Raw genomic sequence first — 17,876 nt, 5'->3', positions numbered from 1 at the left:
TGTATCGACGTTCTGCTCCACGTGCGTGCTGCGTGTCCCGGGCTGCGTCTTCACCCCGGACCTCTCAATTCGTTGGTAAGGAATCCTACTCGAACGAGTGTGGGATTCCATTATCGGCGTGCGGCGGCCGCGCCCGATTTCGCTTGAATCCACGCGGTGCAGCGGCCACGATCGGATGATGACCGGGTACGAGATCCGCCCACTGGACGACGGAGACGCACCTCGGCTCGCCGCGGTGCACGTCGCCGTGTGGAAGAACACCTATCCGGGGCTGGTCGACCAGGTGAAGCTCGACGGGCTGACCGCAGCGGATCGAATTCCGGGCTGGACCGCCATCGTGGCGCAGCGCGACGATGCGCAGTCCCGTGGCATCCGTACCCGCTGCGCGGTGGACGTGGCGGGCGGCGAGATCATCGCCATGGCGACCGGCGGTCCGGCACGCGACGCCGATGCCCCGGTCGGCACCCAGCTGTGGTCGCTCAACGTGCTCCCCGGCCATCACGGGCAGGGCGTCGCGAGCCGGCTGCTGGACGCCGTCGTCGCCCCCGGCACCCCGGCGTATCTCTGGGTCGCCGCCGGCAACGGGCGGGCCATCGCGTTCTACCGCAAGCACGGTTTCGACCTCGACGGGGCCGCGCGTCACGACGCGGAGTGGGACTGCCACGAACTGCGGATGCGGCGACCGGTCTGAAGTCCGTCGCTTGACTGTGCCGCAGCGGCATGGTTTCCGATGGGACGTGACCGCGACGGAAGGACACGCCATGACCGCCACGACACCCACATCGACCGGCCGACCCCGCCGGATCGAGGTGGAGGAGTTCTTCGCGGACCCGGAGTTCTCCGGGGCATCGATCTCGCCGGATGGAAACCGCATCGCCTACCTCGCACCGAAGTACGGCCGCACCCAGGTCTGGGTGCGCGGCATCGACGACGATCACGACGACGCCGTGTGCGTAACGCACGACGAACGCCGCGGCATCAAGACCTACTACTGGACCGACGATCCGCGCTGGCTGCTCTACCGCCAGGACACCGACGGCAACGAGGACTGGCACATCTACCGCGTCGACCTCGACGCCCCTGAGGAACCGGCGCTCGACCTCACGCCGATGGCGCCGGGTTCCCGCGTGGTCGGCGCGGGAATGATGCGTACCGAACCGGGACACCTCCTGGTCGGAATGAACCCCGACCCGATGGTCTTCGGGCTGTACATGATCGATGTCGGCACCGGCGCGACGACGCTCGTGCGTGAGCAGCCGGCCGACAGTGCCGCGGGCACCGTCTTCGGACGCGATACCGAGGAGCGCTTCTTCTCCCGCCAGGCCGACAACGGCGATCACGAGTTCTACGCGATCGACGAGGCCACGGGGGAGCGGCGTCTTCTCCTGCGCCTCACCGGTCCCGAGTACCCGATCGGGCCCTACCCGATGTTCCCGAGCGCAGACGGCGAGGCGCTGATCATCGGCATGTTTCAGGACGATGCCGACGAATTGCGGCTGATCCGTATCGACCGTACAGGCGAGCAGACCGTGGTGGCGGCGTTGCCCGGCCGGAACCTGTGCACGATGGGCTGGGCGACGGAGGATTTCGGCTATCCCGAGTCGGTCTTCCTCAGCCGCCGGACCGGCGAGGTGATCGCGGCCCGATTCGTGGGCGACCGGCCGATCATCGAGCCGGTCGACGACCACTTCGCGCAGGTGTACGCGGAACTCTCGAAGCTCTCCGACGGTGTGATCGACGCCGTCAGCTCCGACGATGCCGAACAGCGCTGGGTGGTCAGCTTCCTGCACGACCGCGACCCCGGTGCCACGTACTTCTACGACCACGCCACGGGCGAGAGCAGGCTGTTGTTCCGTGCCCATCCGTCGCTCGACCCCGCTGATCTCGCACCGATGACCGCGGTGCACTTCACCGCCCGCGACGGCCTGCCCTTGCACGGCTTCCTCACCCTGCCCGTCGGGGTGGAACCCCAGCGCTTGCCGCTCGTACTCCTCGTGCACGGCGGGCCCTGGGCGCACGACCTGTGGCGCTACAGCAACGAGGCGCAGCTGCTGGCCAACCGCGGCTACGCGGTGTTGCAGGTGAACTTCCGCGGCTCCACCGGGTACGGCCGCCGGCACATCACGTCCGCCATCAAACAGCTCGCCGGCACGATGCAGGACGACCTGATCGACGCCGCCGGCTGGGCCGTCGACCAGGGCTACGCCGATCCCGACCGGATCGCCATCTTCGGCGGCTCCTACGGCGGCTACGCCACCCTCGTGGGCGTCACATTCACCCCAGACTACTTCGCCGCCGCGGTCGACTACGTGGGCGTGTCGAGCCTGCTGAACTTCATCGGCGATCTGCCGCCCTTCGTGCGGCCGCACCTGCAGAACAACTGGATCGCCTACGCCGGCGATCCCGAGGATCCCGAACAGGCCGCCGATATGCGCGCCCGCTCGCCGATCGAGAAGGTCGACGAGATCCGCACTCCGCTGCTGGTCCTACAGGGCGCCAACGATGTTCGGGTACGGCAGTCGGAGTCCGATGCCATCGTGGACTCGCTGCGGGCGCGCGGTGTGCCGGTCGAGTACTTCGTGGCACAGGACGAGGGGCATCACTTCACCAACCCCGAGAACCTGTTCACCATGTACCGGTTGATCGACGAGCACTTCGACCGTCACCTGCGTGCGGGTAAGGGCGCGAGGATCACTCCCAGCGCGTGAACAGCTCCGCCGCGCGCTCGGCGAGTGCCGACTGCAGCAGCGGACCGAAGCTGATACGGCCCACGCCGAGCGAGGCGAGGTGCGCCAGATCGCCCGTGGCGGGATGCGCGATGGCGTTCACGGGCAGCGGCAGCTCGTCCGTGAGCCGGCGCTGCACCTCATCGTCGTGGTAGCCCACCGGATACAGCGAATCCGCCCCGGCCTCGGCGCAGAGCTTCAGCCGGGCGATCGCGCGATCGACGCGGTCGCCCGGATCGCCGTCCTTGCGCAGGATCACGTCGGTGCGGGCGTTGATCACCACCGGGACGCCCGCGGCGTCCGCAGCGGCACGCAGGGCGGCGACGAGGTCGGCGTGCTCCTGCGGCTCCCGCAGCCGATCGTCCTCCTTGTGCACGGTGTCCTCGATGTTCAAGCCCACCGCCCCAGCGGCCAGGAGACCGTCGATCAGGACGGCGGGCGGCTCGCCGTACCCCGACTCGATGTCGACCGACACCGGGACGTGCACGGCGCGAGTGATCTCGGAGACCCGCGACATCGCCTCCGAGAAGGTCATGCCCTCGCCGTCGGCTCGGCCGATCGACTCGGCGAGCGGGTGGCTGCCCACGGTGAGCGCGGCGAACCGCGACGATGCGGACCGGGCCGACCAGGCGTCCCAGACGGTGGGCAAGACCACCGGATCGCCCTTGATGTGGAGTGACTTCAGTGCGGACGCGAGCGCGGCGAGATCGGACATACCCACTGTCTACCCGGTGTACCCGGTGCGCGGGAAGACCTTTGCAGCCGCTACGTGATTCGCGAGGGGATGAGTGTCGTCACACCGTCTTCCACCAGCAGCGCCTGATCGTCGTTGAGGCGGGTCAGGGGGTACCGGTCGCCGTAGGTGCGCTCCACCTCGTCGATCAGCGACAGCGGGTACGGCGGCAGCGCACCGTCGGCGTGCGGGATCACCACGGTGTCCACGAGGCCGAGCCCGGTGAAGTCGGTGACCTCGGGCACCTCGGTCGGATCGTCGAGGGGAACCACCGGTTCGAGGTGCGGTCCCGCCACCACGGAGCCGGCGCTGAGTCCGATGTACGGCAGTCCCTCGCGGACACGCCGCGTCAGCACCTCGCCCGTGCCGTTGCTCTGCAGCGACCCGAGCAGGGCGAAGGTGTGACCGCCGGCGAGGTACACGGCGTCCACCGAATCCAGATCGGAATCGAAATCGCGGGCGTTGGTGTACTTGCGCGCCGACATCCGCGTGAGCCGGAAGCCCAGGTCGGTCAGCTGATTCCACTCGAAGGCGTTGTAGGGAGCGTCGGCCACCAGCCGGGTGGCATCGTCGATGTAACCGATCCGGATTCCGCTGGGCGTCCGTCCCGTGTGCCGCAGCAGGAAGTCCGGGAGCGCCCCCGCGTTCAGGGACAGCAGCAACAGGTTCATCGCCGCAGACTACGGGGTTTGCGACACTGGTGGTCGCGGTCGAAAGGAGAAGGCGATGTTGCGTCCCAGGGTGCTCGTTCCGCTGCTACTGGCGCTCGGGCTGATCGCGGGCTGTGGCAGCGCGAGCCAACAGGGCGAACGGGCCACGGTCACCGTCGACGCACCGAGCGGACCGGTCGCTGTTCCGGCGAATCCGCAGCGCATCGTCTCGCTCGCCCCCACCCACACCGAGACGCTGTTCGCGATCGGCGCGGGCGCACAGGTGGTGGCCGTCGACGATCAGTCGACCTATCCGGCCGAGGCGCCGCGCACGAAGCTGTCCGGCTTCAAGCCCAATGTCGAGGCGATCGCGAAGTACAACCCCGATCTCGTCGTGGTCTCCGGCGATCAGGACGGCATCGTGGCCGCGCTGCAGAAGCTGAACGTGCCCGTGCTGGTGGAGCCGGCCGCGAAGAACCTCGAGGACGCCTACGAGCAGATCCTCGACCTCGGCGATGCCACCGGCAAGACGATGGAGGCGCGGCGGCTCGTGACCGGTATGCGCTCGTCCATCGAGGCCACCCTCGCCGCCACACCGCGGCCGGCCCGGCAGGTCAGCTACTTCCACGAACTCGACCCCCAGCTGTTCACCGTGACTTCCATGACCTTCATCGGCCAGGTGTACGGCGCCTTCGGCCTGCGCAACATCGCCGATGCCGCCGACGCGCAGCGGTCCGGGTACCCGCAGTTGTCCCGCGAGGCGCTGCTCCAGGGCGATCCCGACCTCGTCTTCCTCGCGGACGGCCAGTGCTGCGGCCAGAGCCCCGATACCGTCGCGCAGCGACCGGGCTGGCGCGATCTGCGCGCCGTGCGGGACGGTGCGGTGCTCACCCTGGACGCCGACATCACCTCGCGCTGGGGTCCGCGGCTGCCCGACTTCTACCGCGCCGTCGGCGCCGCGGTGGCCGACGCCGCGCGGAAGGTCCCGGCGGGCGGGTGAGCGCACCGTCGCGCGCCTCGGGCCTGCGTCCGAGCACCCTGCTCGGGGCGCTCGTCGTGCTGCTCGCCGCCACCGCGCTCGGGCTGCTGGTCGGCGCCGCAGATCTGCCGCTTCGGGGCGTCCTGCTGGAGCTTGCCGACCGAATCCCCTTCGTGCGTGTCGATTCCGGCCTCACGCAGCTGGAGAAGAACCTGCTCATCGAGGTGCGGCTGCCCCGCGTCGCCGCGGCGGCGTTGGTGGGCGGACTGCTCGCGATCGCCGGCGCCGGATATCAGGGCGTTTTCCGCAACCCCCTGGCCGATCCGTACCTGCTCGGCGCGGCCGCCGGGGCGGGTGTGGGTGCCACCGCCGTGATCGCGCTGCTGCCCGGCGATCCGGCGGCGACGGTACCCGTGGCGGCGTTCGTCGGTGCGCTCGCCGGAGTGGCACTGGCGTACCTGTTGGGCAACACCGCGGGCGGCGGTGGATCGGCCACGCTGATGCTCGCGGGCGTCGCCGTGTCCGCCTTCCTCGGGGCCGTGCAGACCTTCCTCATGCAGCTCGATTCGCGGGAGCTGCAGCGCATCTACTCGTGGGTGCTCGGCGGGGTGGGTGCGGCCGACGGTCCGCACCTGGTGGCCGTGGCGCCGTATGCGGCGGTGTCGGTGATCGCGCTGCTGCTGCACGGCCGGTTGCTGGATGTGCTGGGTGTGGGCGACGACGAGGCCGCTGCGCTCGGCGTCTCCGCCGGACGCGTCCGGTTGGCGGTGCTCGCTGCTGCCTCGCTGGCGACGGCGTCCGCGGTGGCCCTGGGCGGGCTCATCGGATTCGTGGGCATCGTGGTGCCGCACATCGTCCGTCGCTGGGCGCGATCGACCTCGTACCGGGTGGTGCTCCCGCTCTCGCTCCTCGGTGGTGCCGCGTTCCTGGAGGTCGCGGACGTGATCGCGCGGACGGTGGTCGCCCCGGGCGAGCTGCCGCTGGGCGTGGTCACCGCCTTCGTGGGCGGCCCGTTCTTCGTGCTCGTCCTGCGCACCATGCGAGGACGGGGGGAGGCATGACCGTCCACATCGATTCGCTCAGTGTGCGGCTCGACGGCCGACCGGTGCTGCGCCAGGTCTCCCTCGATGCGCCGACGGGGGAGTGGACGGCCGTGATCGGTCCGAACGGCGCCGGCAAGTCGACACTGTTGCGGGCGGTCCTCGGCCTGGTGCCGGGCGACGGGAGCATCACGATCGACGGTGTCGACCTCCGCTCGCTCGCACCGCGCGAGCGGGCGCGACTGGTCGCCTCCGCGCCGCAGTCGCCGAACCTCCCCGCAGGTATGACGGTCTTCGACTACGCGCTTCTGGGTCGCTCGCCGTACATCTCGTACCTGGGGCGCGAGAGCGCCGCGGACCGCCGGATCGTGGGCGAGACGCTGGACCGGCTGGGCCTGGCCGACTTCGCTCCCCGGCGATTGGATCGCCTGTCCGGCGGCGAGCGGCAACGGGTTGTGCTGGCGCGGGCGCTCGCGCAACCGGCGCCGGTCCTGCTCCTCGACGAACCCACCACCGCACTCGACATCGGTCACCAGCAGCAGGCGATGGAACTGCTCGACACACTGCGCCGTGACGATCGTCTCACCGTGATCACCACCATCCACGACCTCACGCTGGCCGGACAGTACGCGGATCGATTGGTGCTGTTGGCATCCGGTGCCGTCGCGGCGTACGGCGGCCCGTCGGAGGTGCTCTCCGCCGAGCTGATCGGCGAGCATTTCGGCGCTCGCGTGCACGCGACGACGGGGCCCGACGGGCGTCCGATCCTCGGATTGGAGCGGCCGAGCACCTAGGCTGGCCACAGAAGGTCGAGAACGTACGAGTCGGTCGGAACGTGAGGAGGTCGTCGGTGGGCGCACGGTTCAAGGTGATGGCGGTGCTGGCCGCGGGAACGGCCGTCCTGGCCGGATGCTCGACGACGGTGAGCGGGGACGCACAGCCCGGTCCGAACACGCCGCGCACCGAGACGGTCACGGTGCGGCCGTCCACCTCCACCCCCGCGCCGTCCAGCAGTCGCGCGAAGGCGCCGCCGATCGCGATCCCCGACAACGGGAACGGCTTCACCTTCATGCAGACCAAGAGTGGCAAGGCCCGCTGCAGGGTGAGCACGACCGGCGCCGGCTGCCAGCTCGAATTCGATAAGCCGGGACCGAAAACCGAATCCGGTGATCGGGCGAACGGCGTGAACGTGGGACGCGACGGCACCTTGACCTACGTGCTGGGTGATATCGGTGTCGCGAATCCCGCCACGCTCGAGTACGCCACCTACACCGCGCGCGGCTGGACCATCGAGGCCTCGTTCGAGGGAACCCGGTTCACCAACAACGGAACTGGACACGGCATGTTCGTCAGTACGGGTGGGGCGCGCGCCTTCTAACGCGGTGTCGTGATCACCACGACGGCTTCCGCGGGGCCGTCGACCGCCGCGAATCTGTGCGGGCCATCGCTCGTCCAGGCGTGTGAATCACCATGCTGGACTGTGGTTTCCTTCCCCACCGGGCCCACCAGGAGCGCACCGTCGACCACCGTGAGGTGCTCCCGGACCTCCGGGCCATGACCTGGGGAGGTGTGGTCGGAGCCCTCGGGGAATTCGAGCCGGAACACCTCCACGGTGATGTGCGGCAGGTGGCGGACCGAGAGCAGAACGGTGCGCATGCCGCCGTGCGCGGTGCCGTCCGAGCCGGGTGCCTCGCCGAGCAGGGCGGTGAGCGGAACGTCGAGCGGGCCGCACAACGAGTACAGCGTCTCCACCGTGGGGTTGCGACCGCCGGCCTCGATCTCCGAGAGCGATCCCTTGCCGACACCCGCGCGACGGGCGAGCTCCGACAGGCTCAGGCCGCGTTCGGTGCGCAGCTCGCGGAGTCGGCCGCCGATATCGGGGGTGGGCATGGTCCCATGATACGTTCTGTTCATGGAACGTTCTGTTGTCAGAACGACGGTGTCGCCCGCGGTCCCGATCGGCGCGGGCATCGTCTGCGCGCTGGTGGGCTTCACCTCCGCGTTCGCCGTGGTGCTCGCGGGATTACGGTCGGTGGGTGCCTCGCCGGGGCAGGCGGCGTCGGGGCTGCTCGCGGTCACGGTGACGATGGGGGCGGCAACGGTGCTGCTGTCCTGGCGGTACCGGATGCCGATCACCGTGGCCTGGTCCACTCCCGGTGCCGCGCTCCTGGTGAGCACCGGCGCCGTTGCCGGCGGATGGCCGGCCGCGGTGGGAGCGTTCGTGGTGTGCGGCGTGTTCCTGGTGTTGACGGGGCTGTGGCCCGCACTGGCCACGCTGGTGCAGCGGATTCCGGCACCGATCGCGCAGGCGATGCTGGCGGGTGTGCTGCTGCCGCTGTGCATCGCGCCGGTGTCCGCGCTCGGAGCGCACCCCGCGGCCGTGGCACCCGTGCTGGTGGTGTGGCTGGTGCTGCTGAAAGTTCGTCCCCGGTGGGCGGTTCCGGCGGCCTTCGTGGTGGCGCTGGCGGTGATCGGAGTCTCCCTGGTGCGGTCGTCCTCCGTGCCCACGGTGTCTGCGCTCGTGCCGAATCTGGAGTGGACCGCGCCCGCGTGGAGCCTGCAGGCGCTCACCGGGGTCGCGCTCCCGCTGTACATCGTGACCATGGCCTCGCAGAACATCCCGGGCGTCGCAGTGATGTCGACCTACGGGTACACCGTGCCGTGGCGGCCGGCACTGGCGGTGACCGGCGCCGGATCGGTGCTCGGCGCGCCCTTCGGCGGGCACGCGATCAACCTGGCCGCGATCAGTGCGGCGCTGGCCGCGGGGCCCGATGCCGGTCCCGACGAGGAGCGACGCTGGATCGCCGGCGTCTCCGCCGGTGCCGGCTACCTCGTTCTCGGCGTGCTCAGCACGGGGTTGACCGCCGCGGTGCTCGCGGCGCCCGACGGGGTGGTGCAGGCCGTGGCCGGCGTCGCACTGGTCGGCGCCTTCGCCGCCGCCTGCGCGGGTGCCATGGCCGATGCGGAAGCCCGAGTGCCCGCCGCCGTCACCTTCGTCGTCGCGGCATCGGGGACGACGGCGGCCGGTATCGGCTCGGCCTTCTGGGCCCTGGTCGTCGGCATCGCCGTGTACTGGCTGCTGGGGGTCAAGCGGCCGGAGGGTACTGTCTAGGCTGGTCGCGCACGCGATCGCGGGATGTGGCGCAGCTTGGTAGCGCATTCGCTTTGGGAGCGAAGGGTCGCAGGTTCAAATCCTGTCATCCCGACCATCACGGCCGTTTCGGGGTCTACCGACGGCTCGAGGGGCGCTTCGTGGCCGAACCGGACTTCCCGGACGAACTTCCTGACGTGCTCGCCGAGGGCTTCTTCGGCGTCGTTCGTGGCGACGACGCGCGCGGTTTGGCGGTCGACGGCTTGGTAGCGCGCCCGGTGCCGCCGTGTGCGGAGCACATGCCACGGTTCGTCTCGCTGAACGAGTAGGTGCCGTCCGAACAGCGGACTTTGGATCCGGTGCTGTTCGCAGGGCCCGACGGCCGCTGCACGCAGTTGCCTGCGGCGTTCTCGTAGTAGTTGGAGCCGCAGCGGCTCGGCGCTGCCTGACTCTGTGTGATCGGGGCGAGACCGAGCGTGAGCGTCAGGGCGGTGACGGAACCGATTCCGAGCCGGGCAATGTGTGCGATTTTCTTCACGGACAGACACGGTACCGAGACACGTTGTTTGCGTTAGCATTTCGGGGCAGGCTGCGAGTGCCAGCGATCTCAGACATGGTCCTGGATATGGACGAGGCCGGTGGCACCTGTAACGCGCCCCGGCCTCTGTATCAGTGAGCGGTTTACAGTCACGCTCTCTAGATCTATCGAAACCATATCAGATCGAGAATCGAATCTCGAATCGATTACCGAACGCGGAGGCGAAGGTCGGGTTAGGAACCCGTGGTGGCCGGGCTCGCCGGAAGTGCGGCCCGCCGGCGGATCCACACCGTTGCGACCACTGAGATCAGTGCTGTCGCAGCGAGATAGCCGGCGGCCGACCAGGGCGCACCGTCGGCCCCGTGGATCAGCGCGGTGAGGATGAGGGGAGTCAGGCCCGAGGCGTAGATCCCCGAGAACTGATAGACCACCGACAGCCCCGTGTATCGCACCTCGGTGGGGAACAGGCCCGCGAAGAACGTGCCCTGCGCCGAGTAGAACACCCCGTGGACGAGACCGAACACCACCACGAGTCCCACCGTGAACCACACGATCGAACCGGTGCCGAACAGCGCGAACACCGGGAACACCACTAATCCGTAGAGCGCCACGCCGATCCCGTAGATCAACCCCGCGCCGTACCGGTCCACGAGGACGCCGCCGAACGGGATCACCACCGCCATCACCAGCGCCGCAGCGGTCACGGCCAGCAGCACGTCCACCTTGTTCATCGCCAGCGTCGCCGTGGCGTACGTGATGGCGAAGACGCCCCAGGTGTTGAACGCGCTGCCCTCCGCCCACCGCGCGAGACATCCCGCGATCGTGTTGCGGCGCAACTGCGGATCACCGAGGAGCTGACGCAGGGGAGTGCGCGTGGTGTCCAGCGACGCCCGCGCCGCGACGAAAGCGGGCGTCTCGTCGACCGCCAACCGCACGACGACGCCGATCACCACCAGCACGATCGACACCGCGAACGCGATCCGCCAACCGAACCGGAGGAACTGCTCATCGTCGAACACCGTCTGGAGCAGCGCGAAGACGGCGGTGCCCAGGCCCAAGCCCAGGGCCAGCCCCACCTGCGGCACGGCACCGAAACGCCCCTTCTTCCCGGGAGGCGCGTGCTCGACCGCCAGCAGGACCGCGCCGGCCCACTCGCCGCCGAGGGCGAAGCCCTGCACGATGCGCAGGACGAGCAGCAGGATCGGCGCCAGCACCCCGACCTGGGCCGCGGTCGGCAACGCACCCATGAGTGCCGTCGCCACGCCCATCAGCAGCATCGTGAGCGCCAGCGTCTGCCGACGGCCGATCCGATCGCCGATGTGCCCGAACACGAGCCCACCGATCGGACGCATCACGAATCCGACGGCGAAGGTGACGAAGCTCAGCATGGTGCCCACGAACGAGCTGGTGTCGGGGAAGAACAGCTTGTTGAACACCAGCGATGCCGCAGTCGAGTAGAGGAAGAAGTCGTACCACTCCACCGTGGTCCCCAGCAGCGATGCCGCGATCACCCGCCGCAACTGCGTGCGGTCGGGCGGCGCGGGGAGCGGATCGAGGTCGGCGGTGGCGGTACTCACCGAGCGGAAGCTACGGCGCTTCCGGATCGCTGTCACCGGTTGTGCTCGCCGTGATCGTGGGGAGGCGGCAGAATGCACACATGGCAGTCCTGATGGCCTTCGTGATCATCGCCGGTCTCCTGCTGGCCGGAGCAGCTCTCATCGTGGTCGTCGTGCTCGCCGTGACGTCATCGTCACGCAAGCGCAAGCACATGCCGGCGCAGTACCCGCCTCCGATGCCGCCGTACCCGTACAACCGGGACCCGAATCACCGTCCGCCGCTGCACGGACCCGCACAGCAGCCGTGGATCAACCCAGGATCGCCCGGCGATCCGAATGGAAGAACGTGACCAGAGTGGTGATACCGCACAGGATTCCGGCGACCAGGATCACCTGCGGGCCGGTGAAGATCGATCCCACCACGCCGCCCACCGCCGCGCCCAGCAGGAATCCCGCGTACACCAGCGCGTAGCCCAGCCAGTCGTACACCGTGCCGTTGCCCGACGCGTGCCGCTCGATGCCCTGCCCCAGCTTCACCAGCGTTCCCGTCACGTACGACAGCGGCACTGATACCTCACCGTTCTTCACGAACGAGGTGTTGAGCGCGCCCAGCGAGAACGTGATGATGAGGATCGGTACGAAACGCACCTCGGGCTCGGCGAAGCCGTCGAACCAGAAGTCCAGACCCGAGGCGGCGAGCAGGCCGGCGGTGGTGAGCACCGTCGGGCCGTGCGGGTGGCCGTGCCAGAGGTACCGGCGGCACAAGGACGACACCACCACCCCCGCGACGAAGGCCACGATGAGCGCGATCGCGGCGAGCGCTCCCGCGCCCGCCACCTTCTCCTTGTCCGAAACGGAGAACCAACTCAGCACTGCCCGTTCGGTGTTGCCCGTCATGAAGGTCACGAAGTAGCCGGCGGAATGCAGGAACGCGACCGCGCCCACCATGCCCGCCACTCCGGCCAGCAGCCACGAGAGCCGAGCATCGGCGCCGATCGCCGTCTCGCGGGAGACGACCGATTCTTTCGGGGTCTTCGTCGTGGTTGTCATGTCCCGTTGATACCGACACGGGGCCGCCGCCGCAGGGCCTGCGCGACAGGTTCACAGCGCCCCGCTGCACGGGACTGATTCACACCGTGGTGTGAATGAGACCCGGGTCACTCCGGCGGGTCCGCCGCCAGGAAGTCGCGCTGGAACAACCGCATGATCCGCGCATCGCGGTAGCTGCCGTTGGAGAAGAACTCCTCGCGCAGCAGTCCCTCCTCCACGAAGCCCAACTTCTCGTACACATGGGCCGCCTTCTCGTTGGCCACGTCCACGAACAGATAGACCTTGTGCAGGTTCAGAATCCGGAAGGCGTAGTCGAGTGCCTTGCGGGTCGCGGCGCCCGCGTATCCCTTGCCCTGGGCCGACGGCGCCACGATGATCTGGAACTCACACTTGCGGTGGATGAAATTGATCTCCACCAGCTCCACCAAACCCACCGGCACCCCGCTGGATTCGACGATGAAGCGGCGCTCCCGCTCGTCGTGCACGTGCCGCTCGTAGATGTCCTCCATCTCGGCCAGCGCATCGAAGGGCTCCTCGAACCAGTACGACATCACCGCCCGGTCGTTGAACAGCCCGTGCACGAACCGCAGGTCCGTGCGCTCCATCGCGCGTAGCTGGACGGTCATGTTCCCAGCTTAGGCCGCGAGCCCCACGGTCAACGCGACGATGGCCAACAGGGGAGCGGTGCCCTGGATCGCCGCGGCACGGGCCTTCGTCCGGTCCGAGATCACCAGCACCGCCGCGGCGGCGACCATCGAGACCACACCCGCATAGATGAGCGTGGCACCCACCGTCCGCGCCGGACCGAACACCGCGATGCCCGCAGCCACGGCGATCGCGAGGAACAGGTTGTAGAAGCCCTGATTGAGAGCGAGTGGGCGGGTGATCTCCGCGGTCTCCTCGGTGGTGCCGAACGCTGCGCGGGCGCGGGGAGAGGTCCACGCGATGGACTCCAGGTAGAAGATGAAGCAGTGCACCAGGGCCGCGACGGCGGCGAGGGCGAGTCCCACGACGATCATCGGATCATCATGACCGATCGTGCGTGATCCGCGGTCCCCGCCCGCCCTGAGACGACGCGGCATCGTCGAGTACCCTGGTCCGAGTGCCGTAGGCCCGACGGGGCCTCGTGCTGCCCGCAGGAAACCGCACATCATCGCGGCTTCCTGCCGATACCAACCCGAGGAGAACGAGTGAAGAGCACCGTCGAGCAGCTGAGCCCGACTCGCGTCCGCCTGAGCGTCGAGGTTCCCTTCGACGAGCTCGAGCCCGACTTCGAGCGCGCCTACGAGGCCCTCGCCCAGCAGGTGAACATCCCCGGCTTCCGCAAGGGCAAGGCCCCCGCGAAGCTGATCGAGGCGCGCGTGGGTCGCGACGCCGTGCTCTCTCAGGTGATCAACGACGCGCTGCCCGGCAAGTACAGCCAGGCGGTCGTGGAGGCCGACGTCAAGGCGCTCGGCCAGCCCGAGATCGACATCGAGAAGCTCGAGTACGGCGAGGCCCTGGCCTTCACCGCCGAGGTCGACGTCCGCCCGGACGTCACCCTGCCGGCGTACTCCGACATCGAGGTCGAGGTCCCCAGCCTCGAGGTCACCGATGCCGACGTCGAGGAGCAGATCGAGGGCCTGCGCGCCCGCTTCGGCACCCTCAAGGGCGTCGACCGCCCCGTCCAGGACGGCGACTTCGTCACCATCGACCTGTCGGCCACCGTCGACGGCAAGGACGTCGAGGACGCCAAGACCTCCGGCCTGTCCCACGAGGTCGGTTCGGGCAACCTGATCGACGGCCTCGACGAGGCCATCATCGGCCTGAAGTCGGGCGAGTCCAAGGAGTTCAAGACCAACCTCGTGGCCGGTGAGTTCGCCGGCCAGGAGGCCGACGTGACCGTCACCGTCGACTCCGTCAAGGAGCGCGAGCTGCCCGAGCTGGACGACGACTTCGCCCAGCTGGCCAGCGAGTTCGACACCGTCGACGAGCTGCGCGAGGACCTGCGCGGCCGGGTCGAGCAGAACAAGCGTCTGAGCCAGGCCGCGGACATCCGCGACGCCGTGCTGGAGAAGCTGATCGAGGCCACCGAGATCCCGCTCCCCGAGAGCGTGGTCAAGCAGCAGGCCGATGCCAACGTGCACGATGTGCTGCACCAGGTGGGCCACAACGAGGAGCTCCTCGAGACCGCCCTCAAGGCGCAGGGCACCAGCCGCGAGGAGTTCGAGCAGCAGGCGCAGGAGTCCGCCGAGAAGCAGGTCAAGGTGCAGCTGCTGCTCGACGCCATCGCCGACGCCCAGGACGTGCAGGTCGATCAGCAGGAGCTGCAGGAGCACATTCTGTTCCAGTCGCAGCGCTACGGCATGCAGCCGCAGGAGTTCATCCAGCAGATCCAGCAGGCCGGGCAGCTGCCCGCCCTGTTCCAGGAGGTCCGCCGCGGCAAGGGCCTGGCCGACGTGGTGCTCGAGGTGAAGGTCGTCGACGCCGACGGCAACCCCGTGGACACCAAGGCCCTGTTCGACCGTGAGGACGCCGACGAGGCTCCCGAGGCCGACGCCGCCGAGTCCGAGGCCACCGAGGCCGACGAGAAGTAATCGCTTGATCAGACGCCCCGCAGTCGATACCGGCTGCGGGGCGTTTCTGCCCTCAGCGGACCCGAGCGTGCCGGGGGACGGTTCGAGGGTGTGCGTTCGTTAGTGTCGATGTCAGCAAAGAAAGGTAGGGAGCAGCGGATGACCTCCAACCCCATTATGCGGTCCGGAATTGCCGGCCTGAACCTCAACGATTCGGTGTACAGCCGCCTCCTGGAATCGCGGATCATCTTCCTCGGCAGCGAGGTGAACGACGACATCGCGAACCAGCTCTGCGCGCAGATGCTGCTGCTGTCCGCGGAGGATCCCACCAAGGACATCAACCTCTACATCAACTCGCCCGGCGGCAGCATCTCGGCCGGCATGGCGATCTTCGACACCATGGAGTTCGTGGAGTGCGACGTCGCGACCTACGCGATGGGCATGGCCGCCTCGATGGGTGAGTTCCTGCTCGCCGCGGGTTCGAAGGGCAAGCGTTACGCCCTGCCGCACGCGCGCATCATGATGCACCAGCCGTCCGCCGGCATCGGCGGCACCGCAGCCGATATCGCCATCCAGGCCGAGCTGTTCCGCAACACCAAGGTCGAGATGAACCGGCTCAACGCGAAGTTCACCGGCCAGCCGATCGAGAAGATCGAGGCCGATGCGGACCGTGACAAGTGGTTCACCGCCGAGGAGGCCCGTGATTACGGCTTCGTCGATCACGTCGTCAGCCGCGCGAGCTCCGTCAAGTAGCGAGAGGACCATACCCATGAACGACGGTTACCCCATGAACACGCCGCCCCTGCCGCCGCTGGGCCTGTCGCTGCCGCAGCAGCGGTACGACGTCCCGCAGTTCATCGAGCGCGCCCCCAACGGCAACGAGCGGGTCACCAACCCGTACGCCAAGCTCTTCGACGAGCGCATCATCTTCCTCAAGACCCAGGTCGACGAGGTCTCGGCGAACGATGTGATGGCGCAGCTGCTGGTGCTCGAGTCGCAGGACCCGGACCGCGACATCACCATCTACATCAACTCGCCCGGCGGCAGCGTCTACGACGCCCTCGGCATCTACGACACCATGCAGTACGTGCACTGCGACGTGGCCACCGTGGTGCTCGGCACCGCCGCCTCCGCCGCGGCGATCCTGCTGGCCGGTGGCACCCCGGGCAAGCGCGCCGCGCTGCCCAACTCGACGGTGCTCATCCACCAGCCCCGCACCGGTGGGTCGGCTCGGGGCCAGGTCTCCGATCTGGAGATCCAGGCCGCCGAGATGGAGCGCGTCCGCAATCGCCTCGACGAGATCCTGGCCAACCACACCGGTCAGACCGTCGATCAGATCCGCAAGGACACCGATCGCGACAACATCCTCACCGCCGACCAGGCCAAGGAGTACGGGATCATCGACACCGTGTTCCCGTACCGCAAGGCCTCGGCCAAGTAGATCCGCACGCCGCGCCGGGGGCCGCGACACGCCGCAGGAGCATCGTTCCGCGGCCCCCGGCGACGGCTGCAGCAAGCTATTCATATCGGTCGCCGGGACTGCGGTTCACGGGTACCGTCGTAAACAAGCGTCACGCACCGCGAACTCGGTGAACACGCGGACCAGCTAGGGAAGTAGGACAGCAATGGCACGGATCGGGGACGGCGCGGACCTGCTCAAGTGCTCCTTCTGCGGGAAGAGCCAGAAGCAGGTCAAGAAGCTGATCGCCGGCCCCGGCGTGTACATCTGCGACGAGTGCATCGATCTCTGCAACGAGATCATCGAGGAGGAGCTCGCCGAGTCCAGCGATGTGAAGCTGGACGAGCTCCCCAAGCCCGTCGAGATCCGCGACTTCCTGGACAACTACGTCATCGGCCAGGACTCCGCGAAGCGGAACCTCGCCGTGGCCGTCTACAACCACTACAAGCGGATCCAGGCCGGCGAGCGCAAGGACGCCCGCGGTGAGGGTGTCGAGCTGGCGAAGTCCAACATCCTCATGCTCGGTCCCACCGGTTGCGGCAAAACCTACCTCGCGCAGACCCTGGCGAAGATGCTCAACGTGCCCTTCGCCATCGCCGACGCCACCGCCCTCACCGAGGCCGGCTACGTGGGTGAGGACGTCGAGAACATCCTGCTCAAGCTCATCCAGGCCGCCGACTACGACGTCAAGCGCGCCGAGACCGGCATCATCTACATCGACGAGGTCGACAAGATCGCCCGCAAGAGCGAGAACCCGTCGATCACGCGCGACGTGTCCGGCGAGGGCGTGCAGCAGGCCCTGCTGAAGATCCTCGAGGGCACGCAGGCCTCGGTGCCCCCGCAGGGCGGCCGCAAGCACCCGCATCAGGAGTTCATCCAGATCGACACGACGAACGTGCTCTTCATCGTGGCTGGCGCCTTCGCCGGGCTGGAGAAGGTCGTGGGCGAGCGGATCGGCAAGCGCGGTCTGGGATTCGGCAACGAGGTCCGCTCCAAGAGCGAGGTCGACACCGTCGATCACTTCGCCGACGTGCTCCCCGAGGACCTCATCAAGTTCGGCCTGATCCCCGAGTTCATCGGCCGCCTCCCCGTGATCGCCTCCGTGAGCAATCTCGATAAGGAGTCGCTGGTCTCGATCCTCTCCGAGCCCAAGAACGCCCTGGTCAAGCAGTACCAGCGGCTGTTCGACATGGACGGCGTGGAACTCGAGTTCGACGAGGACGCGCTCGGCGCCATCGCCGACCAGGCGATCCTGCGCGGCACCGGTGCCCGTGGCCTGCGCGCCATCATGGAAGAGGTCCTCAACCCCGTCATGTTCGACATCCCGTCGCGCGACGACGTGGCCAAGGTCGTCGTCACGGGCGAGACGGTGCGCGATAACGTGCTCCCGACCATCGTGCCGCGCAAGCGTTCTCGCGACGAGCGCCGCGAGAAGAGCGCCTAACACGCATATACCCGACGAAGCCCCGGACCGCAGTGGTCCGGGGCTTCGTCGTCCG

General features: G+C 68.5%; 20 protein-coding genes, 1 tRNA gene and 1 pseudogene. 14 read left to right on the top strand and 8 right to left on the bottom strand.

Going from position 1 to position 17,876, the window contains the following annotated elements; translation table 11 throughout:
• Positions 1-178 precede the first annotated feature (178 nt).
• Both TTY48_RS21415 and TTY48_RS20250 read left to right on the top strand, forming a co-directional pair.
• Positions 179-691 carry a GNAT family N-acetyltransferase gene (locus TTY48_RS21415; RefSeq protein ID WP_255585855.1) on the top strand — a complete coding sequence of 171 codons (513 nt, stop codon included), beginning with the start codon at positions 179-181 and terminating at the stop codon, positions 689-691.
• Between the two features lie 70 nt (positions 692-761).
• Complete coding sequence (locus tag TTY48_RS20250) at positions 762-2,708, top strand: alpha/beta fold hydrolase (RefSeq protein ID WP_374758733.1); 1,947 nt, start codon at positions 762-764, stop codon at positions 2,706-2,708.
• Here the strand turns inward: TTY48_RS20250 and TTY48_RS20245 are convergent.
• Both TTY48_RS20245 and TTY48_RS20240 read right to left on the bottom strand, forming a co-directional pair.
• Positions 2,692-3,441 carry an isocitrate lyase/phosphoenolpyruvate mutase family protein gene (locus tag TTY48_RS20245; RefSeq protein WP_220659412.1) on the bottom strand — a complete coding sequence of 250 codons (750 nt, stop codon included), beginning with the start codon at positions 3,439-3,441 and terminating at the stop codon, positions 2,692-2,694. The genes TTY48_RS20250 and TTY48_RS20245 overlap by 17 nt on opposite strands.
• Before the next feature lie 50 nt (positions 3,442-3,491).
• Positions 3,492-4,130 carry a Type 1 glutamine amidotransferase-like domain-containing protein gene (locus TTY48_RS20240; RefSeq protein WP_220659411.1) on the bottom strand — a complete coding sequence of 213 codons (639 nt, stop codon included), beginning with the start codon at positions 4,128-4,130 and terminating at the stop codon, positions 3,492-3,494.
• Between the two features lie 55 nt (positions 4,131-4,185).
• On the opposite strand from TTY48_RS20240, the gene TTY48_RS20235 reads away from it, so the two are divergent.
• Genes TTY48_RS20235 through TTY48_RS20220 form a run of 4 tightly spaced genes read left to right on the top strand, consistent with a single transcriptional unit; the run spans position 4,186 to position 7,506 of the window.
• Positions 4,186-5,109 carry an ABC transporter substrate-binding protein gene (locus TTY48_RS20235; RefSeq protein WP_220659410.1) on the top strand — a complete coding sequence of 308 codons (924 nt, stop codon included), beginning with the start codon at positions 4,186-4,188 and terminating at the stop codon, positions 5,107-5,109.
• The gene (locus TTY48_RS20230) at positions 5,106-6,149 is read left to right on the top strand and encodes an iron ABC transporter permease (RefSeq protein WP_220659409.1); all 1,044 of its coding nucleotides are present in this window, start codon (positions 5,106-5,108) and stop codon (positions 6,147-6,149) included. The genes TTY48_RS20235 and TTY48_RS20230 overlap by 4 nt, the downstream gene beginning before the upstream one ends.
• Positions 6,146-6,922, top strand: a complete 777-nt coding sequence (locus TTY48_RS20225; protein ID WP_220659408.1) for an ABC transporter ATP-binding protein — start codon at positions 6,146-6,148, stop codon at positions 6,920-6,922. Before TTY48_RS20230 ends, TTY48_RS20225 begins: the two co-directional genes overlap by 4 nt.
• A 56-nt stretch (positions 6,923-6,978) precedes the next feature.
• Positions 6,979-7,506, top strand: coding sequence for a hypothetical protein (locus tag TTY48_RS20220; RefSeq protein WP_255585853.1), 528 nt, complete (start codon positions 6,979-6,981; stop codon positions 7,504-7,506).
• Here the strand turns inward: TTY48_RS20220 and TTY48_RS20215 are convergent.
• Positions 7,503-8,018, bottom strand: a complete 516-nt coding sequence (locus TTY48_RS20215) for a helix-turn-helix domain-containing protein (protein ID WP_220659407.1) — start codon at positions 8,016-8,018, stop codon at positions 7,503-7,505. The two genes, TTY48_RS20220 and TTY48_RS20215, sit on opposite strands and share 4 nt — an antisense overlap.
• Before the next feature lie 22 nt (positions 8,019-8,040).
• Here TTY48_RS20215 and TTY48_RS20210 point away from each other — a divergent pair, with 22 nt between their 5' ends.
• The 3 genes from TTY48_RS20210 (at position 8,041) to TTY48_RS21410 (ending at position 9,548) form a co-directional block, all read left to right on the top strand.
• Positions 8,041-9,240, top strand: coding sequence for a benzoate/H(+) symporter BenE family transporter (locus tag TTY48_RS20210; protein WP_220659406.1), 1,200 nt, complete (start codon positions 8,041-8,043; stop codon positions 9,238-9,240).
• A 20-nt stretch (positions 9,241-9,260) separates the two neighbouring features.
• Positions 9,261-9,337, top strand: a tRNA-Pro gene (locus TTY48_RS20205).
• 43 nt (positions 9,338-9,380) lie between these two features.
• A complete protein-coding gene (locus TTY48_RS21410) occupies positions 9,381-9,548 on the top strand; it encodes a hypothetical protein (protein ID WP_255585852.1) in 168 nt (55 codons plus the stop codon).
• 8 nt (positions 9,549-9,556) lie between these two features.
• On the opposite strand, the pseudogene TTY48_RS21515 reads toward TTY48_RS21410, so the two are convergent.
• Positions 9,557-9,757, bottom strand: a pseudogene (locus TTY48_RS21515) (hypothetical protein); the annotation flags it as partial.
• Between the two features lie 233 nt (positions 9,758-9,990).
• On the bottom strand, positions 9,991-11,334 hold the full coding sequence (locus TTY48_RS20195; protein ID WP_255585851.1) for an MFS transporter: 1,344 nt from the start codon (positions 11,332-11,334) through the stop codon (positions 9,991-9,993).
• Between the two features lie 80 nt (positions 11,335-11,414).
• Between TTY48_RS20195 and TTY48_RS20190 the strand changes: the two genes are divergently transcribed.
• Positions 11,415-11,663 (top strand): hypothetical protein, encoded by a 249-nt coding sequence (locus tag TTY48_RS20190; protein WP_220659404.1) that lies wholly within the window; start codon positions 11,415-11,417, stop codon positions 11,661-11,663.
• Here TTY48_RS20190 and TTY48_RS20185 read toward each other — a convergent pair.
• The 3 genes from TTY48_RS20185 to TTY48_RS20175 form a co-directional block, all read right to left on the bottom strand.
• Entirely contained in the window at positions 11,623-12,363 is a 741-nt protein-coding gene (locus TTY48_RS20185; RefSeq protein ID WP_220659403.1) for a YoaK family protein, read from the bottom strand. The two genes, TTY48_RS20190 and TTY48_RS20185, sit on opposite strands and share 41 nt — an antisense overlap.
• A 107-nt stretch (positions 12,364-12,470) precedes the next feature.
• Positions 12,471-12,989 (bottom strand): spermidine N1-acetyltransferase, encoded by a 519-nt coding sequence (speG, locus tag TTY48_RS20180; protein ID WP_220659402.1) that lies wholly within the window; start codon positions 12,987-12,989, stop codon positions 12,471-12,473.
• 9 nt (positions 12,990-12,998) lie between these two features.
• Positions 12,999-13,382: a DUF1304 domain-containing protein gene (locus TTY48_RS20175; protein WP_220659401.1), complete on the bottom strand. Its 384-nt coding sequence runs from the start codon at positions 13,380-13,382 to the stop codon at positions 12,999-13,001.
• Between the two features lie 171 nt (positions 13,383-13,553).
• On the opposite strand from TTY48_RS20175, the gene tig reads away from it, so the two are divergent.
• From tig to clpX, 4 genes are all read left to right on the top strand, one after another.
• Positions 13,554-14,939 (top strand): trigger factor, encoded by a 1,386-nt coding sequence (tig, locus tag TTY48_RS20170; protein ID WP_220659400.1) that lies wholly within the window; start codon positions 13,554-13,556, stop codon positions 14,937-14,939.
• 138 nt (positions 14,940-15,077) lie between these two features.
• Positions 15,078-15,671 carry an ATP-dependent Clp protease proteolytic subunit gene (locus TTY48_RS20165; protein WP_220659399.1) on the top strand — a complete coding sequence of 198 codons (594 nt, stop codon included), beginning with the start codon at positions 15,078-15,080 and terminating at the stop codon, positions 15,669-15,671.
• A 34-nt stretch (positions 15,672-15,705) separates the two neighbouring features.
• Positions 15,706-16,359 (top strand): ATP-dependent Clp protease proteolytic subunit, encoded by a 654-nt coding sequence (locus TTY48_RS20160; protein WP_374758749.1) that lies wholly within the window; start codon positions 15,706-15,708, stop codon positions 16,357-16,359.
• Between the two features lie 184 nt (positions 16,360-16,543).
• Positions 16,544-17,821, top strand: coding sequence for an ATP-dependent Clp protease ATP-binding subunit ClpX (clpX, locus tag TTY48_RS20155; RefSeq protein ID WP_220659397.1), 1,278 nt, complete (start codon positions 16,544-16,546; stop codon positions 17,819-17,821).
• Positions 17,822-17,876 lie beyond the last annotated feature (55 nt).

This window comes from Tsukamurella sp. TY48 (assembly GCF_019656655.1).
GTDB lineage: Bacteria > Actinomycetota > Actinomycetes > Mycobacteriales > Mycobacteriaceae > Tsukamurella > Tsukamurella strandjordii.
This window is presented reverse-complemented; position numbering and strand designations above follow the sequence as displayed.